17 protein-coding genes are annotated in these 15321 nt (G+C 40.4%); 8 read left to right on the forward strand and 9 right to left on the reverse strand.

Going from position 1 to position 15321, the window contains the following annotated elements:
• Positions 1-115: 115 nt before the first annotated feature.
• Genes LS74_RS04885 through recA form a run of 8 tightly spaced genes read right to left on the reverse strand, consistent with a single transcriptional unit; the run spans position 116 to position 6146 of the window.
• Complete coding sequence (locus LS74_RS04885) at positions 116-301, reverse strand: hypothetical protein (protein ID WP_034587746.1); 186 nt, start codon at positions 299-301, stop codon at positions 116-118.
• A gap of 27 nt (positions 302-328) precedes the next feature.
• Complete coding sequence (locus LS74_RS04890; RefSeq protein ID WP_034587745.1) at positions 329-1312, reverse strand: Gfo/Idh/MocA family protein; 984 nt, start codon at positions 1310-1312, stop codon at positions 329-331.
• Positions 1305-2399 (reverse strand): DegT/DnrJ/EryC1/StrS family aminotransferase, encoded by a 1095-nt coding sequence (locus LS74_RS04895; RefSeq protein ID WP_034587743.1) that lies wholly within the window; start codon positions 2397-2399, stop codon positions 1305-1307. Before LS74_RS04895 ends, LS74_RS04890 begins: the two co-directional genes overlap by 8 nt.
• Positions 2400-2416: 17 nt before the next feature.
• On the reverse strand, positions 2417-2917 hold the full coding sequence (locus tag LS74_RS04900) for a shikimate kinase (RefSeq protein WP_034587742.1): 501 nt from the start codon (positions 2915-2917) through the stop codon (positions 2417-2419).
• A 6-nt stretch (positions 2918-2923) separates the two neighbouring features.
• Positions 2924-3535, reverse strand: a complete 612-nt coding sequence (locus tag LS74_RS04905) for an AMIN domain-containing protein (protein WP_034587740.1) — start codon at positions 3533-3535, stop codon at positions 2924-2926.
• Positions 3532-3795 (reverse strand): hypothetical protein, encoded by a 264-nt coding sequence (locus tag LS74_RS04910; RefSeq protein WP_034587738.1) that lies wholly within the window; start codon positions 3793-3795, stop codon positions 3532-3534. Before LS74_RS04910 ends, LS74_RS04905 begins: the two co-directional genes overlap by 4 nt.
• A 9-nt stretch (positions 3796-3804) precedes the next feature.
• On the reverse strand, positions 3805-5082 hold the full coding sequence (gene eno / locus LS74_RS04915) for a phosphopyruvate hydratase (protein ID WP_115025689.1): 1278 nt from the start codon (positions 5080-5082) through the stop codon (positions 3805-3807).
• A gap of 29 nt (positions 5083-5111) precedes the next feature.
• The gene (gene recA / locus LS74_RS04920) at positions 5112-6146 is read right to left on the reverse strand and encodes a recombinase RecA (RefSeq protein WP_002957268.1); all 1035 of its coding nucleotides are present in this window, start codon (positions 6144-6146) and stop codon (positions 5112-5114) included.
• Positions 6147-6238: 92 nt separating this feature from the next.
• On the opposite strand from recA, the gene LS74_RS04925 reads away from it, so the two are divergent.
• The gene (locus LS74_RS04925; protein ID WP_034588468.1) at positions 6239-7096 is read left to right on the forward strand and encodes a menaquinone biosynthesis family protein; all 858 of its coding nucleotides are present in this window, start codon (positions 6239-6241) and stop codon (positions 7094-7096) included.
• Positions 7097-7141: 45 nt separating this feature from the next.
• Here LS74_RS04925 and LS74_RS04930 read toward each other — a convergent pair whose 3' ends face one another.
• Positions 7142-8209, reverse strand: coding sequence for an AI-2E family transporter (locus LS74_RS04930; protein WP_034588471.1), 1068 nt, complete (start codon positions 8207-8209; stop codon positions 7142-7144).
• 518 nt (positions 8210-8727) lie between these two features.
• Here LS74_RS04930 and LS74_RS04935 point away from each other — a divergent pair.
• Genes LS74_RS04935 through LS74_RS04965 form a run of 7 tightly spaced genes read left to right on the forward strand, consistent with a single transcriptional unit; the run spans position 8728 to position 15150 of the window.
• On the forward strand, positions 8728-10017 hold the full coding sequence (locus tag LS74_RS04935; RefSeq protein WP_034588473.1) for an O-acetylhomoserine aminocarboxypropyltransferase/cysteine synthase family protein: 1290 nt from the start codon (positions 8728-8730) through the stop codon (positions 10015-10017).
• Between the two features lie 18 nt (positions 10018-10035).
• Positions 10036-10917, forward strand: a complete 882-nt coding sequence (locus tag LS74_RS04940) for a homoserine O-succinyltransferase (RefSeq protein ID WP_138128862.1) — start codon at positions 10036-10038, stop codon at positions 10915-10917.
• A gap of 33 nt (positions 10918-10950) precedes the next feature.
• Positions 10951-11739 carry a Nif3-like dinuclear metal center hexameric protein gene (locus LS74_RS04945; RefSeq protein ID WP_138128864.1) on the forward strand — a complete coding sequence of 263 codons (789 nt, stop codon included), beginning with the start codon at positions 10951-10953 and terminating at the stop codon, positions 11737-11739.
• Positions 11740-11769: 30 nt separating this feature from the next.
• Positions 11770-12519 (forward strand): zinc ribbon domain-containing protein, encoded by a 750-nt coding sequence (locus tag LS74_RS04950; RefSeq protein ID WP_034588981.1) that lies wholly within the window; start codon positions 11770-11772, stop codon positions 12517-12519.
• A gap of 44 nt (positions 12520-12563) precedes the next feature.
• Positions 12564-13811, forward strand: a complete 1248-nt coding sequence (gene waaA, locus LS74_RS04955) for a lipid IV(A) 3-deoxy-D-manno-octulosonic acid transferase (RefSeq protein ID WP_236096809.1) — start codon at positions 12564-12566, stop codon at positions 13809-13811.
• Complete coding sequence (locus LS74_RS04960; RefSeq protein WP_034588984.1) at positions 13801-14538, forward strand: RluA family pseudouridine synthase; 738 nt, start codon at positions 13801-13803, stop codon at positions 14536-14538. Before waaA ends, LS74_RS04960 begins: the two co-directional genes overlap by 11 nt.
• 18 nt (positions 14539-14556) lie before the next feature.
• Entirely contained in the window at positions 14557-15150 is a 594-nt protein-coding gene (locus LS74_RS04965; RefSeq protein ID WP_034588985.1) for a YqiA/YcfP family alpha/beta fold hydrolase, read from the forward strand.
• The last annotated feature ends 171 nt before the right edge of the window (positions 15151-15321 follow it).

The following is a 15321-nucleotide window of genomic DNA, read 5'->3' on the forward strand; positions in this document are numbered from 1 at the left end:
TTCGTTATGAAACCCTTTTAGAACAACAACACTTTTAATACACTAAATCTAAAGCTACGCAGTAAGAGAGATAAAAAAGTGATTGATAACTTTACGCTTAAGACAAACCCGGATTCTAAAATCCACATTCGCGGATATAATAGCTCCCCCTGCCACACGCTCCGGGGTGGTCTTTGTAAAACTTTTGCTTATCGCCAAATTGCATATCAACAGGTGGGGGTGTTGGGGCTTCATAACAACCTTGAGTAGAAAACATTAACACGAAAAACAATACACCAAACACAAATGATAGCTTTAGCATATATCCCCCTTTTTGAAGATTGAAGCCTTAGGATTTATTCGCATTGTGGATAAGACTTTGAATCTTATAGGCTACCTGCATAGCCTTCATACCATCGTGTTGATTGGGTCGGTTAATTTTAGTAGGAGTAGAAAGTGAAGGGTTAGATGCAGAATCTTTACACAGATTCACAAAATCAAGCAGCTCTGAAAAAAGCGATTCTTGCCCCCTTACTTCAATCGTCTCGGTATTAGCACTGATAGATACGCTATCTAGCCTTTGCTCTACACTTTGTTTATCAACAAAGACTTCCTTTCTCAAAAGGTTGCAGTCAATGTATTCATTATGCGTTGTTACGCTGATTTGACGGATACGCTTTTCGGTAATGCGACTTGCTACGATATTAGAAAACGCCCCATTTTTGTGGATAATACACGCCCTAGCGTATTCTATCATTCCCTCCATTACCACGCCGTGAGCGTAAATATCCGCAATATCGCCATTAAAATGCAATGCCAAATCAATATCGTGTATCATCAAATCAATCACCACATCTACATCTGTGATTCTAGAACTCATCTTATTTGTGCGGGTAAAGTCAATATTGACAATCTTAGTATCACGCAGAATATTTTGAAGCGTAATGATGGCCGGATTGTAGCGTTCAATAAAGCCTACTTGGATATTGAGTGATTTTTGCTTGGCTAAATCAAGGATTATCTGTGTAGTATCAAGCGTATCAGTCAGGGGCTTTTCCACAAAAATATTTTTGACATAATCACTCACTTTATTGACGTAATCAAAATGCGTGAAAGTTGGTGTTACGATAATAGCTCCATCGCAATCTTTCAAATCTTCATCAAGATTTTCTAACACCTTAATGCCAAAGCTTTTACTCAAGCTCTCACACAGCTCAAGATTCACATCATATAAAAATGCCACCTCAACATCTTTTAGCATACTTAAGATTCTTAAGTGATTTTGCCCCATTTTCCCAATGCCAAAAAGGGCAATTTTGATTATCTTACCCATTTACCGCCTTTATTACGCTAAGTTGCTCCTCTTTAGTCAAAAATGGACTAAAAGGGAGTGAGAGTATCTCTTCACTTACCATTTCACTTATAGGAAAATTGCCTTTTTTGTAAGGATAAAGCCTTGTAACCACCTCTTGCAAATGCAGGGGGATAGGATAATGCACCGCATAAGGAATCTTAGCAGATTCTAGCTTTTGTGTTAAGCCTTTTCTATCAGTAGAGCGAATACTATATTGTGCATAGGCACTTGTGTTGTAAGATTCTACAAAAGGCGTGATGACAGAGCGGAGATTTTCATCATATACTTTAGCAATTTCTTGACGCTTAGCAATCTCACTATCCAAATGCGGAAGCTTAGCTAGAAGCACGGCGGCTTGGATACTATCAAGCCTTGCATTTAGCCCGATAAAGCTATGCTCATACCGCCTTGTCTGTCCGTGATTTAGCAAGTATCGTAACTTTTCTGCCAACACATCATCACTTGTAAATACCGCTCCACCATCGCCATAGCAGCCTAAAGGTTTGCTTGGGAAAAAGCTTGTTGTAGCTAAAAGGGAGGCATTGCAGGATTTGATTTGATTTTTACCTTGAATCTGAGTTGCCCCAAAGCTTTGTGCAGCATCTTCAATCACGGGGATTTTATACTTTGAAGCAATAGCATTTATGCTTTCCATATCCGCCATTTGCCCAAAAATCGCCACAGGAATAATCGCTTTTGTTTTGTCTGTAATGCTAGATTCTAACTTTGAGCTAGAAAGATTATAAGTTTTCTCATCAATATCCACAAAAACAGGCTTTGCCCCAAGCAGCATAATCGCCTCCACACTCGCAATAAAGCTAAAAGGCGAGGTGATTACCTCATCACCCCTTTTCACATCAAGTGCCATCAACGCTAAAATCAACGCATCTGTCCCGCTACTGCACGCAATGGCGTGTTTTGCCCCGCTATATTTGGCTAATGCAGATTCTAGCTCACCAACCGCACTTCCCATAATGAATTGTGATGAATCTAGCACATCTTGCATTGCCTTATCTATGCTTGATTTGTAGGCTTGATATTGTGCTTTGAGATTGATAAATTCCATCGTGTTTACTCCTTATTTTAGATTACACGCTCATTCATAAGCGATACGATTTTTTTTGCAATTTCAGTGGGCTTGGCACTACCACCAATGACATATTGTGCTTGTTTTTCATAGATTGGTTTGCGTTCATTAAACAAACTCTGTGCCTTTGTCATATCTTCAAACAAAGGACGCTTTTTTTTCTCAATAGAATCTAATCTTTTAATAATGCTTTCAAATCCCACATCAAGCCAAAAGACTTTCCCCAAATAATGCACATCATTGTAAATTGGCATTCCGCCACCGGTAGCAATCACTGCATTTTTGACATTGGCTGATAGCCACAAAATGAGTTGAGATTCTATCTTTCTAAATCCCTTTTCTCCAACAGAAGCAAAAATCTCTCGCACACTCTTGCCCATATTTTGTTCAATCAGCCCATCAGTATCAAGTAAGAATCTCCCCCCAAGCAGAGCAATCTCCCTGCCAATCGTTGTTTTCCCACTCCCCATAAAGCCAATAAGAACGATATTTTCCACTTCAACCTACTCCAAAGTAATCACAAATCCATCGCGTTGAGGCTTAATAGTGTGCTTATAGCGTCCATCAAGCCCAATGGAGATTCTATAAAAGCCTTCGTGCGTGGAAATCTCCGCATCGCTAAAATACTTTTTATCAAGCTTTATCTTTTGAGATTCATTGCTTTTCACACCTTCAATATCAAGCACAAGCCGATAAGGTTCAGGCAGGACAAAATCTCGTAGCATTTTCTTGCGTGTAGCAATAAAAATACTGTTTCTATTCACTACAAGTTCAAACTCCCCAAGCTTAAAGCGATTTTCACTAGAATATGTCGCACCTTGTGCTTTTTGAGCTATCATTAATGGATAATGCCAGTCAATACTCTCATCAAGCTGAATAATTTTTGTCTCAATGGAGCCATCAAGATTCTGGTAACTTATTTGCACACTTTTTAAAATCCTAGCCGTGCTAGGCAGGACAAACTCCACACTTGAGAGTGGGTCTTGGTGCAGTGTTGGGGGCTTATGCTCTTCACGCTTTGGGGTAATAACAGACTGAAATGGGTCATCTCGCCCATTCAGCACACCACACAGACACATACAACATAGAATCTGGCAAAGCATTACTTTTTTCAAGGCTTTAGCCCCCTTATTTCAAAGATTTGTTTTTGTAAATTTGCATTTTGGGATTCTATCATTTTTGAATCATTAATAAGAGCATTCTTTTGTGCCTTTAATCGCACAAGCACTTCCACAGAGTTATTCCCAAAAAGCAAATATCCCAAATAAAGCCCAATGCCGACTAGAATCCCAAAAAGCACAAACCACACACGATGAGTATAAGCTAACCGCCATAATTTTGAGCTTTTCTCTAAGAGTTCTTCCGCCTCACTCATCGCCCTGCCCTAGCGTTTAAAAAGTGTCTTGCCAATATATTCTGTATCGCCAACTTCCCTTTCAATCTCAAGCAAACGATTATATTTTGCAATTCTCTCACTTCTAGCCGTTGAGCCGGTTTTAATCTCACCCGTGTTTAACGCCACGGCAAAATCCGCAATAAAAGCATCTTCGCTCTCCCCACTGCGATGACTCATTACACATTTATAATTACTGCGTTGGGCTAATCTCACAGACTGCATAGTCTCACTCACACTGCCGATTTGATTTGGCTTAATCAAAATCGCATTAGCAATGCCCTTATCAATGCCCTCTTGTAAAATCTTTTTGTTCGTTACAAATAAATCATCACCCACAAGCTGAATCTTATCGCCAAGCCTTTGAGTTAAAAGCTTCCAGCCCTCCCAATCATCTTCGCTTAAGCCATCTTCAATGGATACAATGGGATATTTTGCTACAAGATTCTCATAATACTCAATCATTCCAGCACTATCAAGCACCTTGCCTTCCCCGCTTAAATGGTAATTCCCATCTTTGCCTACAAGCTCACTACTTGCCACATCAAGGGCGATGGCAATCTGCTCCATAGGCTTATATTTTGCCCTTTCAATCGCTTTTAGAATCACTTCAATAGGCTCTTCATTTGTCTTAAGATTGGGCGCAAAGCCACCCTCATCGCCAATACTTGTGATATGTCCGCTTTCTTTAAGAATGGCTTTAAGGTGATGATACACTTCAGCTGACGCTCTCAAGGCTTCCGCAAAGCTATCAAAGCCCAAAGGCATAATCATATATTCTTGAAAATCAACCGTGTTATCCGCGTGTGAGCCACCATTAATGATATTCAACATAGGCGTTGGCAAAGTAAGAGCATTGCTCCCGCCAAGATAACGATACAAAGGCAAACGCAAAGATTGCGCACTTGCCCTAGCTATCGCCATACTCACGCCTAAAACCGCATTTGCCCCAAGCTTTGAGTAATTCTCTGTGCCATCCATTTTTTTCAAAATCAAATCAATCTTGCTTTGATCATAAGGGGATACGCCATTAAGCTGTGCATTAATCTCCGTTTTCACATTCGCACACGCATTTAACACACCCTTGCCTAAATAACGCTCTTTATCATTATCACGCAATTCTAGAGCTTCTCTTTTGCCTGTGCTTGCTCCACTTGGCACGATAGCAGATGCCCTTGTGCCATCGCTTAATCTTACCATTGCCTTAATCGTTGGATTCCCACGGCTATCCATAACCTCTTGTGCGTCAATACATTCAATATATACCATTTTTACTCCTTTAGTTTTATTTTTAGAATCTATTCAGCTTCTGGCTCATCAGGCAAAGGCATAATCTCATCTTTCGCCCCAATCTGCTCTTTAATCTTAAGCGTAATTTCTTCAGCCAATGCCTTATCTTCTTTTAAAAGCAGTTTTGCATTCTCTCGCCCTTGTCCAAGCTTTTTATCATTGTAGCTAAGCCACGCACCACTTTTATCAATAATATCAAGCTTAATGCCATAGTCAATAATTTCGCCCTCGCGACTAATGCCCTCTCCAAACATAATGTCAAACTCCGCCTCTCTAAATGGCGGTGCGACTTTGTTTTTCACCACTTTTGCCTTCGTGCGGTTACCAATCTGCTGCTCATTTTGCTTTAATGTCGCAATGCGGCGGACATCAATCCTTACACTCGCATAAAATTTCAACGCATTGCCACCCGTTGTCGTTTCCGGACTACCATAGCCCATAACGCCAATTTTCATACGGATTTGATTGATAAAAATCAAAGTCGTATTCATCTTATGCAAGATTCCTGTAATCTTACGCAAAGCGTGGCTCATAAGCCTTGCTTGTAGTCCCACGTGCTGATCGCCCATATCCCCTTCAATCTCTGCCTTTGGCGTAAGGGCTGCCACCGAATCAATCACCACCAAATCCACCGCTCCACTGCGTGTAAGCGTCTCTAGAATCTCTAGTGCCTGCTCACCTGTGTCAGGTTGAGATACAAGCAGATTTTCCGTATCCACACCCAAATGCTTGGCATAATACACATCAAGGGCGTGTTCAGCATCAATAAAGGCACAGATTCCGCCATTTTTTTGACATTCCGCAACAATCTGCAAACTCAAAGTCGTTTTTCCACTAGATTCAGGACCATAGATTTCAATAATCCGCCCCTTAGGCACACCGCCAATCCCAAGTGCCATATCAAGCCCCAAAGAGCCTGTTGAGATAGAATCTATCTTTTCTACCTGCTTATCACCCAAACGCACCAAAGCCCCCTTACCAAAGGCTTTATCAATCTGCTTTAGGGCAAGTTCAATCGCTTTTTGCTTTCTTTCATCAACCATAGTTATCCTTTATCAAAATCAAAATAGCGGATTTTATCTAAGTTTGACTAAATTATTCTTATAATTTCTTGCAAAAATCCAAAGGAGTTTTGATGATAAAAGTCGCCCATAGCCCTGATGCCGATGATTTGTTTATGTATTATGCTATTGTTTTTGGGTGGGTAGATTCTACAAAATTGCGTTTTAGCAATACCGCAAAAGACATTCAAACGCTCAATCTCGCCACTTTGAGCGGGGAATATGATATAAGTGCTATCTCTTTTGCCCTTTATCCACTTGTCGCACAAGAATACGCTCTTTTACGCACAGGTGTTAGCTTTGGCAATGGCTATGGACCAAAGCTCATTAGAAAAAAGGATAGAATCTTAAAAAAGCACTTCAAAGTCGCTTTAAGCGGAGAGCATACAAGCAACGCTTTGCTTTTTTCTCTCACCTACCCGGAAGCAAAGATTGTGTATAAAAATTTCTTAGAGATAGAATCTAGCGTGTTAAGCGGGGAAGTTGATGCGGGGGTGCTAATCCATGAGTCAATTTTAAACTTTGATGAAAGCCTTGTGGTAGAAGCAGAGCTTTGGGACATCTGGCAGGAGCTTAGCGGCGGGGGATTGCCACTGCCACTAGGAGGAATGGCGTTAAGACGCTCTTTGCCCCTTACTACTGCTATGGAATGTGAAAAGATTCTCACAAAGGCGGTGCGATTAGCCGTTGAAAACAAAGCGATTTTAAGCAAAATGCTGCTTGAAAGGGGCATTATCCGCGTCAATGCTAAGGAATTAGAAATATATTTAAATCTCTATGCCAATGCGGATTCCATCTCTATGGGGGAAAAGGAGATTTTAGCGGTAGATAAGCTTTTTGAGCTAGGGTATAAGGCTAGATTCTATAAAGAATGCATTAAGGCAGAAGATTATTTTATCCCCACGGAGTATGAATCTTTGCGTTTTTCATAGATTCTTATAAAAATCAAACAGGATTCTAGAATCTTGCCTTAGCTCTCACAAGCCTATCTTTTCTTCGTGGGTGGGGGTGAGCGATTCTTTAGCGGTTTGTTTGCGATAGATTCTAAGAAGAGAAATAAAAAGTGCTGTGATTGCCGGACCTAAGATAATCCCCCAAAATCCAATGTTTGTAAGCCCAGCAAGAATAGCAAAAAAGATAAGAAGCTCATTAATACGCACGGAAGTTTTTAGCACCTTTTTATTAATAAGCCCAATCAAAATAGGCTTAATGACATTATCTATAAGCACCGCACACACAATCAACGCATACAAAGCAATGATAATGGCATTTTGCGTATTGCCAAGGTAAAATTCATACCCCGCTAGCGGCAGCCATACAAGCCCCCCGCCCACAATTGGCACGATTGATGCAAATCCATAGAGCATACCAAAAAACACGCCATCATAGCCAAAAAACATTATAAGGATTCCAAACGCCGCCCCTTGCAAAACGATATTCACAAGCGAGGTATAAAACACCACTTTAATAACATTTGTTACCTCATCTAGCACACTGCTGATTTGCATATTTTCAAAAGGTATAAGCTCAATGACATAATCATACGCCTGTTTCCCATAGAGAAAATAAAAGAATAAAAACACGATAATAAAGCCCGTATCCACCATAAAGCCTAGGCTTGATTTGCCAAGCTGTGAGCTGAAGTTTAACACATAGCCTAAGATTGAAGAGGCTGAAATACTGCCTAGAATATCCCTTGCTTTTACTTCAATTTCAGGGAATGAAACAAGCAAGGATAGAATCTGCTCCTTGCTCCCCTCCACAAATGCACTAAAGTCCGTTGGATTAAGCTCAGCTGCGGAAGTGATAATGGTTTTAAATAAGAAAAACAAAGGCACAACAAGCAAAAGAATTAAAATACAAATACTTAGCGTTGCACTTACAACGGGGTATTTCACGCGTTTTAGAATCCAAGCATACAAGCCATAAGTAACAATATATAATAAAAGTGCGATAAGAATATCCATAAGATATGCCGCATAGATATGATACATACTATAAGCACTCACAATAAAAACAAGCCAAAAAAATGTAATCGCTCGCATTTTGCCCCTTTGTGTTGTTTGCGTTTAAGTTTTATAGAATCTTGGTTTTCAACACCAATAAATCCCGCTCGAACCCTACCAAAAACTCCGCATTGTAGCGAAAAATGTCAAATTTATTGAAACACCAATTTTGTTATTGCGCAAGATTCAAATCTTTTTCTAAAGCTTGTGTATATAAACTAGCATACACCAATAATACATAAAATAATAATTACATATCGTATTTTTATTTTATGTAGAAAAGTAACACGCTGGATATTTTTTACAATTTTTTATATATTACATATTGTAATCTTATTTTTATGTGATAGTATAAGCCCAAATCCGCAGAGATTCTAGAATCTTAAAACGCAAGGATAACCGCACATTTGCGAACATTTGCGGCAGTATTTTTGAGCTAAAATCTTTGTTTTTAAGTGAGCCAACAAGGAGCTACCTTAAGCGGTAGTGACGCAGTTGGCGAACGCCAAATCAAAGATTTTAGCCAAAAAGACAAACACAAAAAAAGGAGAACAACAATGGCAAATTTAAAGCATAATAACTACACTCAAGACACACTCGCCCTGCACGCAGGATACACTTACGACACCCAACGCACAATGAGTGTGCCAATCTATCAAAACACCGCTTATAGCTTTGAGAGCTTAGAGCAAGCCGCAGCACGATTTGGACTAAAAGAACTAGGCAATATCTACACGCGTTTGACAAATCCCACGACTGATGTGCTAGGTGCGAGACTTGCAGCGGTTGAGGGCGGTGTCTTTGGTGTGCCTACTTCAAGTGGGAGTGCGGCGATTTTCTATGCGATAGCAAATTGTGCGGAAAGTGGTGATAATATCGTCTTTGCGAATAAAATCTATGGTGGCACGCAGACACTTTTCACACATACGCTGAAACGCTTTGGCATTGAAGCTAGGACATTTGACATTGATAATATCGCGTCTTTAGAATCTGTGATAGATTCTAAAACAAAGGCGATTTTTTTTGAAAGCATTTCAAATCCCATTATTTCAATCGCCGACACGACTGCTATTACCGCTATTGCTAAGAAACACGGCATTATAAGCATTTGTGATAACACCCTGCCTACTGCCTTTTTACACAAGCCCTTTGATTTTGGCGTGGATATTTCCGTGCATAGCCTTAGCAAGTATGTCAATGGGCAGGGCAGTGCGTTAGGTGGGGCGGTGATTGAGCGAGTAGGGCTAAATGAGCTACTTAGAGATAACCCGCGTTATCCTGCTTTTAATACTCCAGATTCTAGCTATCACGGGCTAGTCTATGCTTCACTGCCCCTGCCTTGCTTTAGCATTCGCCTTATCACTGAATGGCTTAGAAATATCGGTGCGACACTCTCCCCGCAATCAGCGTGGATTCTATTGCAAGGGTTAGAGACGCTAGAGCTTCGCATTAAAAAGCATAGTCAAAATGCGCTAGATGTAGCAAGATTCTTAGAATCTCATAGTTTGGTTAAAAGTGTAGCCTATCCGGGATTAGAATCTAGCCCATATCACGCCCTTTTGCAAAAATATTACGCAGATTCTCAAAGCTCCGGACTCATTAGCTTTGAAGCACAAAGCTATGAAGCGGCACAAAAGATTTGCAATAACACAGAGATTTTTGCGATGGTGGTAAATATCGGGGATTCAAAGTCTTTAATCATTCACCCCGCTTCCACTACGCATTCACAACTTAGTGAAAAAGAGCTACAAAGCGGGGGTATCACACCCTGCACGATTAGACTAAGCATAGGGCTAGAATCTAGCAAAGACTTGATTGCCGATTTAAAACAGGCAATAGAAAAGTAGAATCTAAAAGGAGTGAAAATGCCCATTGTTATCCCAGAAGATATTCCAGCCTATTCCTTGCTTAGTCAAAATGCCTTTATTATGGGGGCAAAAAGGGCTAAAACGCAAGATATTAGGACGCTTGAAGTGCTTTTAATTAACCTTATGCCTACAAAGATTGAGACGGAAAATCAGATTCTAAGTCTGCTTGCAAACTCGCCTTTGCAGGTGAAAATCACGCTTTTATCCACAGCAAGTTACATCGGCACAAACACGCCCAAAAGCCATTTAGATAGATTCTATGTGAATTTTAGCGAAGTTAAAGGGCGGCGGTTTGATGGAGCGATTGTTACAGGTGCACCCATTGAGCATTTGGAGTTTGAGAGCGTGGCGTATTGGAATGAGATACAAGAGATTATGGATTATCTCAAAAGCCATTGCACAAGCACAATGTATCTATGCTGGGGGGCTATGGCAGGGCTGTATCACTTTCATAAGATTGAAAAAATTATGCTAGAAAGCAAGGTGTTTGGTGTGTTTCCACATAGAATCATTACGCAAGATTTGCTTTTAAATGGGCTAGATTCTATTGTGAGAATGCCCCATTCAAGGCACGCTGGGATTGATGAAAATGCGGTTAGAAACTCTAAACTTAAGATTCTATTAGAGAGCGAGCTTTGTGGCATTAGCGCGTTAAAAGATGAGAAAGACTTTTATATCCTAGCCCACCCAGAATACGCCAAAGACACGCTGCGTTTGGAGTATGAGCGTGATATAAATAAAGGCTTAGAGATAGCAAAACCGCTTGATTATTTTGGAGAAGATGGGGAGCCGATACTCTCGTGGAAGTCAAGTGCGAGCGTGCTTTTTTCAAATTGGCTTAATTTTTCTGTGTATCAGGACACGCCTTTTGTGTTATAATGCCACCCTTTATTTTGCGACAAGGTGGGGCTTATGGCGTTCAAGTTAAAAGAAATTTATGATTTATGTGAGAGTATCTCGCCCTTTGACACACAGGAATCTTGGGATAAAAGCGGCTTAAATCTAGGCAGCTTTGATGATGAGCTTACCCACATTGTAGTATGCCTTGAGCTTACCCTTGATATTGCTAGGAATCTTCAGCCAAACACGCTTGTTATCACGCACCACCCTTTGATTTTCACTCCCTTAACGCAGATTCACACACAGAGCTATCCTAGCAATCTTATCTCGGTTTTATTGCGTAAAAATTGTGCGTTAATCAGTCTGCATACAAACTTTGATAAATCCCATCTTAATGCCTATCTTACGCATAAAATTTTGCAATGGGAGCATTTTGTAGCACAGGATTTTTTTATGTATGGGGAGATTAAGCCTACAAGCTTAGAAAATCTAGCCTTACAGGTGTGTCAAAAGCTCCAAGCAAAGGCGGTGAGCTACATACAGGGCGATGATATTTATGAAAATACACAAGAATCTAGTAGCCTAGATTCCATTAAAGAAGTCTATGTCGTGTGTGGGAGCGGCTGCTCCCTATCTTCACGCATTCCGCAAAAGCTCCACACTTGCCTTATCACAGGCGATATTAAACATCACGATGCGATGATTGCTAAAAGCAATGGACTTAGCCTTATTGATATGGGGCATTATGAGAGTGAGAAATATTTTGTAGAAATTTTTCAATCTATTTTGCAAAATGCAGGATATAACGCTATAATTGCCGATTGTAAAAATCCATTCTATTTTTGCTCCATTACAGACTAAAATAGACAATCCAAACACAAGGGAATCACGATGAATAAACATTTACAAGACCTTATCCAAGTGGCTGCTTATGATATACAAATTGATGAGTTAGGACCAAAGATTCAAAAAATCCGCAGTGAGCTTGATGAAAAGATTAATCAGCAAGAGCAGATTCTAAAAAATATTGAGAATCTTAACCAGGAAGCCCACGCCATAAACCTTGAAATCGCTCATCACGACAGAAATATCCAAGATGCCTCAGCCAAATTAGAGCAAATCTCTAAAAAGCAAAAGGAAGTCAAAACGGAAAAAGAAATCCGTGCCTTAGATGTAGAATCCGATATTGCTAAAGAAAATATGACGCATTCAAATAGTGAGATTGAGCGGCTTGAAGCGTTAAAACTCACTAAAGAAGAGGAGAAAAATGCCTATGCTCCACAGCTTGAAGAGCTAAAATCTCTTATCCAAACACTTGAATCTCAAACTCAAAGCCAAGTCCAAGAGATTAAAAAAGCCCAGCAAGATTTGTTTGATAAAAAAGAGACATTAAGTGCGAAAATGGATAGTAAAATTACAGGATTTTATGCCAAGATTCGCCGATGGGCGGGGAACACAAGTGTTGTGCCGGTTTTCAAACAAGCCTGTGGTGGTTGCTTTATGAAGCTTAATGACACCATTTATAATGAAATCATTAAGGGCAATGATATTATCAACTGCCCACATTGTGGCAGGATTCTCTATATCGCTCCACAAAATGAAAGCAAGACAGCAAACAAAAAAGAGGAAGCAGAAGCATAAGCTTCAGGCATTTTTGGGGAAACACGCGGGATAGGACAAACGCAGTGAAAAACACAAAGCCAAGCTTTCCTTTTATATATTTTCTATCCTGCCTTTTGCTGTATCTCATCGCTCTCCCCCTTTTATGTATCACTGCCTTTCGTGCCAAACATAGAGATTCTATCCCAGCTAGATTTTCGCCATTTCAAGCGTTAAAAAAGCTAGAAAAATCCCCAAACTTATGGTTTCACGCTTGTTCTTATGGCGAGATAAGGTCTTTAGAGCCACTGCTTAAAGCCCTAGATTCAAAACCCTACACTATTCTTATTACCACAATTACACACACGGGCTTTAATGAAGCCAAACGCTTATATGCAAATAGGCAGGATTCTAGCTTGTGCGTTATGGTGCGTTACTTGCCTTTTGAGATTTTTCTGCCCTTTTGGGCTAAGAATCTACACGAGATTCAAGCACTCATCGTAACAGAAGCGGAATTATGGAAAATGCTTTTTTATGTTGCAAAATCTCACAACGCCCGGACTTTGCTTATTAACGCTAGAATCTCACAACGCTCCCTTAAACGCTATCAGCGTTTTAAGGGCTTTTATCAAAGCATTTTTGCTTTTGTTGATGAAGTCTTAGCACAAAGCAGTGTTGATAAAGAGCGGTTAGAAAGCCTTGGGGCAAAAAATGTCAGCTCTTTTGGGAATCTTAAAATGCTAAATACCCCAACCCTTAGTGCCACTTATACAAAGCCAAATCGCCCCATCTTTTGTGCGGCAAGCACGCATAAGGGCGAAGAGAAGTTGATTTTAGAATCTTTTCAAGCCCTTTGTGCCAACACACAATCCCAAGAAAACACCCCGCAAGAAACCCCATTGCTTCTTATCGCACCTCGCCACCCAGAGCGGTTTAAGGAAGTCTATGAACTCACGCAAAGCTTTTTTCAAACGACACTTTTTTCACAGCATAAACTTGAATCTAACGCACAAGCCATTGTGATTGACACGCTAGGTGAGTTAAACAATCTTTATGCCATTAGCGATGTGGTAATTTTATGTGGGAGCTTTATGCTAAATATCGGCGGACATAATCCACTTGAACCAGCCTTTTTCCACACAAAGCTTATAAGCGGGGAGCATATTTTTAATCAATACGCCCTTTTTGAATCTGTGGAAAATTATGTGCTAATCCCACCTCAAAGTTTGCAAGACACACTCTCAAGGTGGCAAGAACTCCCAAAAAGCTCTATAAAATTAGACTTAGCCCACAAGCTTACTACCCTTATACAAAAGATTGAAAATGCCAACTGACAAAGCCTATAAGCTCCTAGCCAAAGCCAAGCGGATTTCTCATAATCTCGCTAAGTCTCTCATTGATAAAGGGCTTGTATCAAGTGGGGGCAAGAAAATCACTATCGCAAGGCTAGAGCTGCCCTTGAGTGCGACTTTTGAAGTGGCAGAGATAAAAAAGCCAAGAATCATTTTTGAAGACAAGCAGATTTTAGCCCTTGATAAGCCCCCATTTGTAGAATCTTATGATTTAAGCGATATGTTTGAGGGCTGGAGCTTACTCCACAGACTAGATAAGCAAACAAGCGGCGTGATTTTGCTCATACAAGAAAATAGCCCCTTTCATCTCAAAGCCAAAGAAGCCTTTAAAAAACAAGCTGTGTATAAGGAATATATTTGCCTACTACACGGAATCTTAGCCGATTCTATTACTATTAATAAGCCCATATCCACGATAAAAAAGGGCTTTGCCAAGTCTCGCATTGATAAAAATGGGCTGTCCGCTCACACACAGCTAGCCCCCCTAAGCATTGTTGGCAAAAAGACACAAGCCCAAGCCATCATCACCACTGGTCGCACTCACCAAATTCGCGTGCATTGCCAAAGTATCAATCACCCCATTGTCGGCGACACACTCTATGGCAACACAAATGACAATGCCAAGCGGCTTATGCTCCACGCACATAAAATTCGCCTTTTGGACTATGAGTTTATCTCCCCACTGCCACAAGAATTTCACATAGGCTAGATAGCAAAAGGGGTAATCGTGCAGTTTTTCTACTCTCACGGATTCCACTCTTCACTCCATTGCCAAGCCTATTTTAGAATCTCACAGGGCTTAGACATCACGCCCTTTCAGCTTGTGTATGACAATGGCGGGGACTTTATGGCAAATCTCCATAGTTTAAAAGAGCAATTTTTAAGTGAGTTAAAACAACAAGAGCCTTTTTGCTTTGTAGGCAACTCTTTGGGGGCATTCTACCTGTGGCAACTCACGCTTTTTGCCCCATATTTTGAGATACCCTCCCCTCAAGCGATGATGCTTTTTAATCCCGTTTTAAATCCTCTAGCCCAGCTTGAAAAATACATTAACAAGCCTCAAACCAACACCACCACGCAAAAAGCATTTACACTCACTTTAGAATCTTGGCAGAGTTACGCCCACGCCTTACAAATCCCTCCGCCAAAAGATATAAAAATCTGCGTGTGTATCTCGCAAAATGATGAGTTGATTAATCCTAGAATCTCACAAGCCTATTGGCAAAATTACGCAGAGATTCTGCATTCTCAAAGTGGGCATAGCATAGCTGATTTTAGCCCATACAAAGAGCCATTTAACGCTTTACTTCAGGGATTCTAGAATCTTATAATCCTCATCTCTTACCCCCACTTTTTTCTTTTCTCATACTTTTACACACAAAAAATGCGTAATTAAGATTCTCTATAAAATACCAAGACGATTTACTCTATTTTAACACCTTTTATCTATCATAAAACCATTAAAAGCCCTTGTGGCATTCCCTAGAAATAG

Source organism: Helicobacter magdeburgensis, from assembly GCF_000765825.2.
GTDB classification, from domain to species: Bacteria; Campylobacterota; Campylobacteria; order Campylobacterales; family Helicobacteraceae; genus Helicobacter_C; species Helicobacter_C magdeburgensis.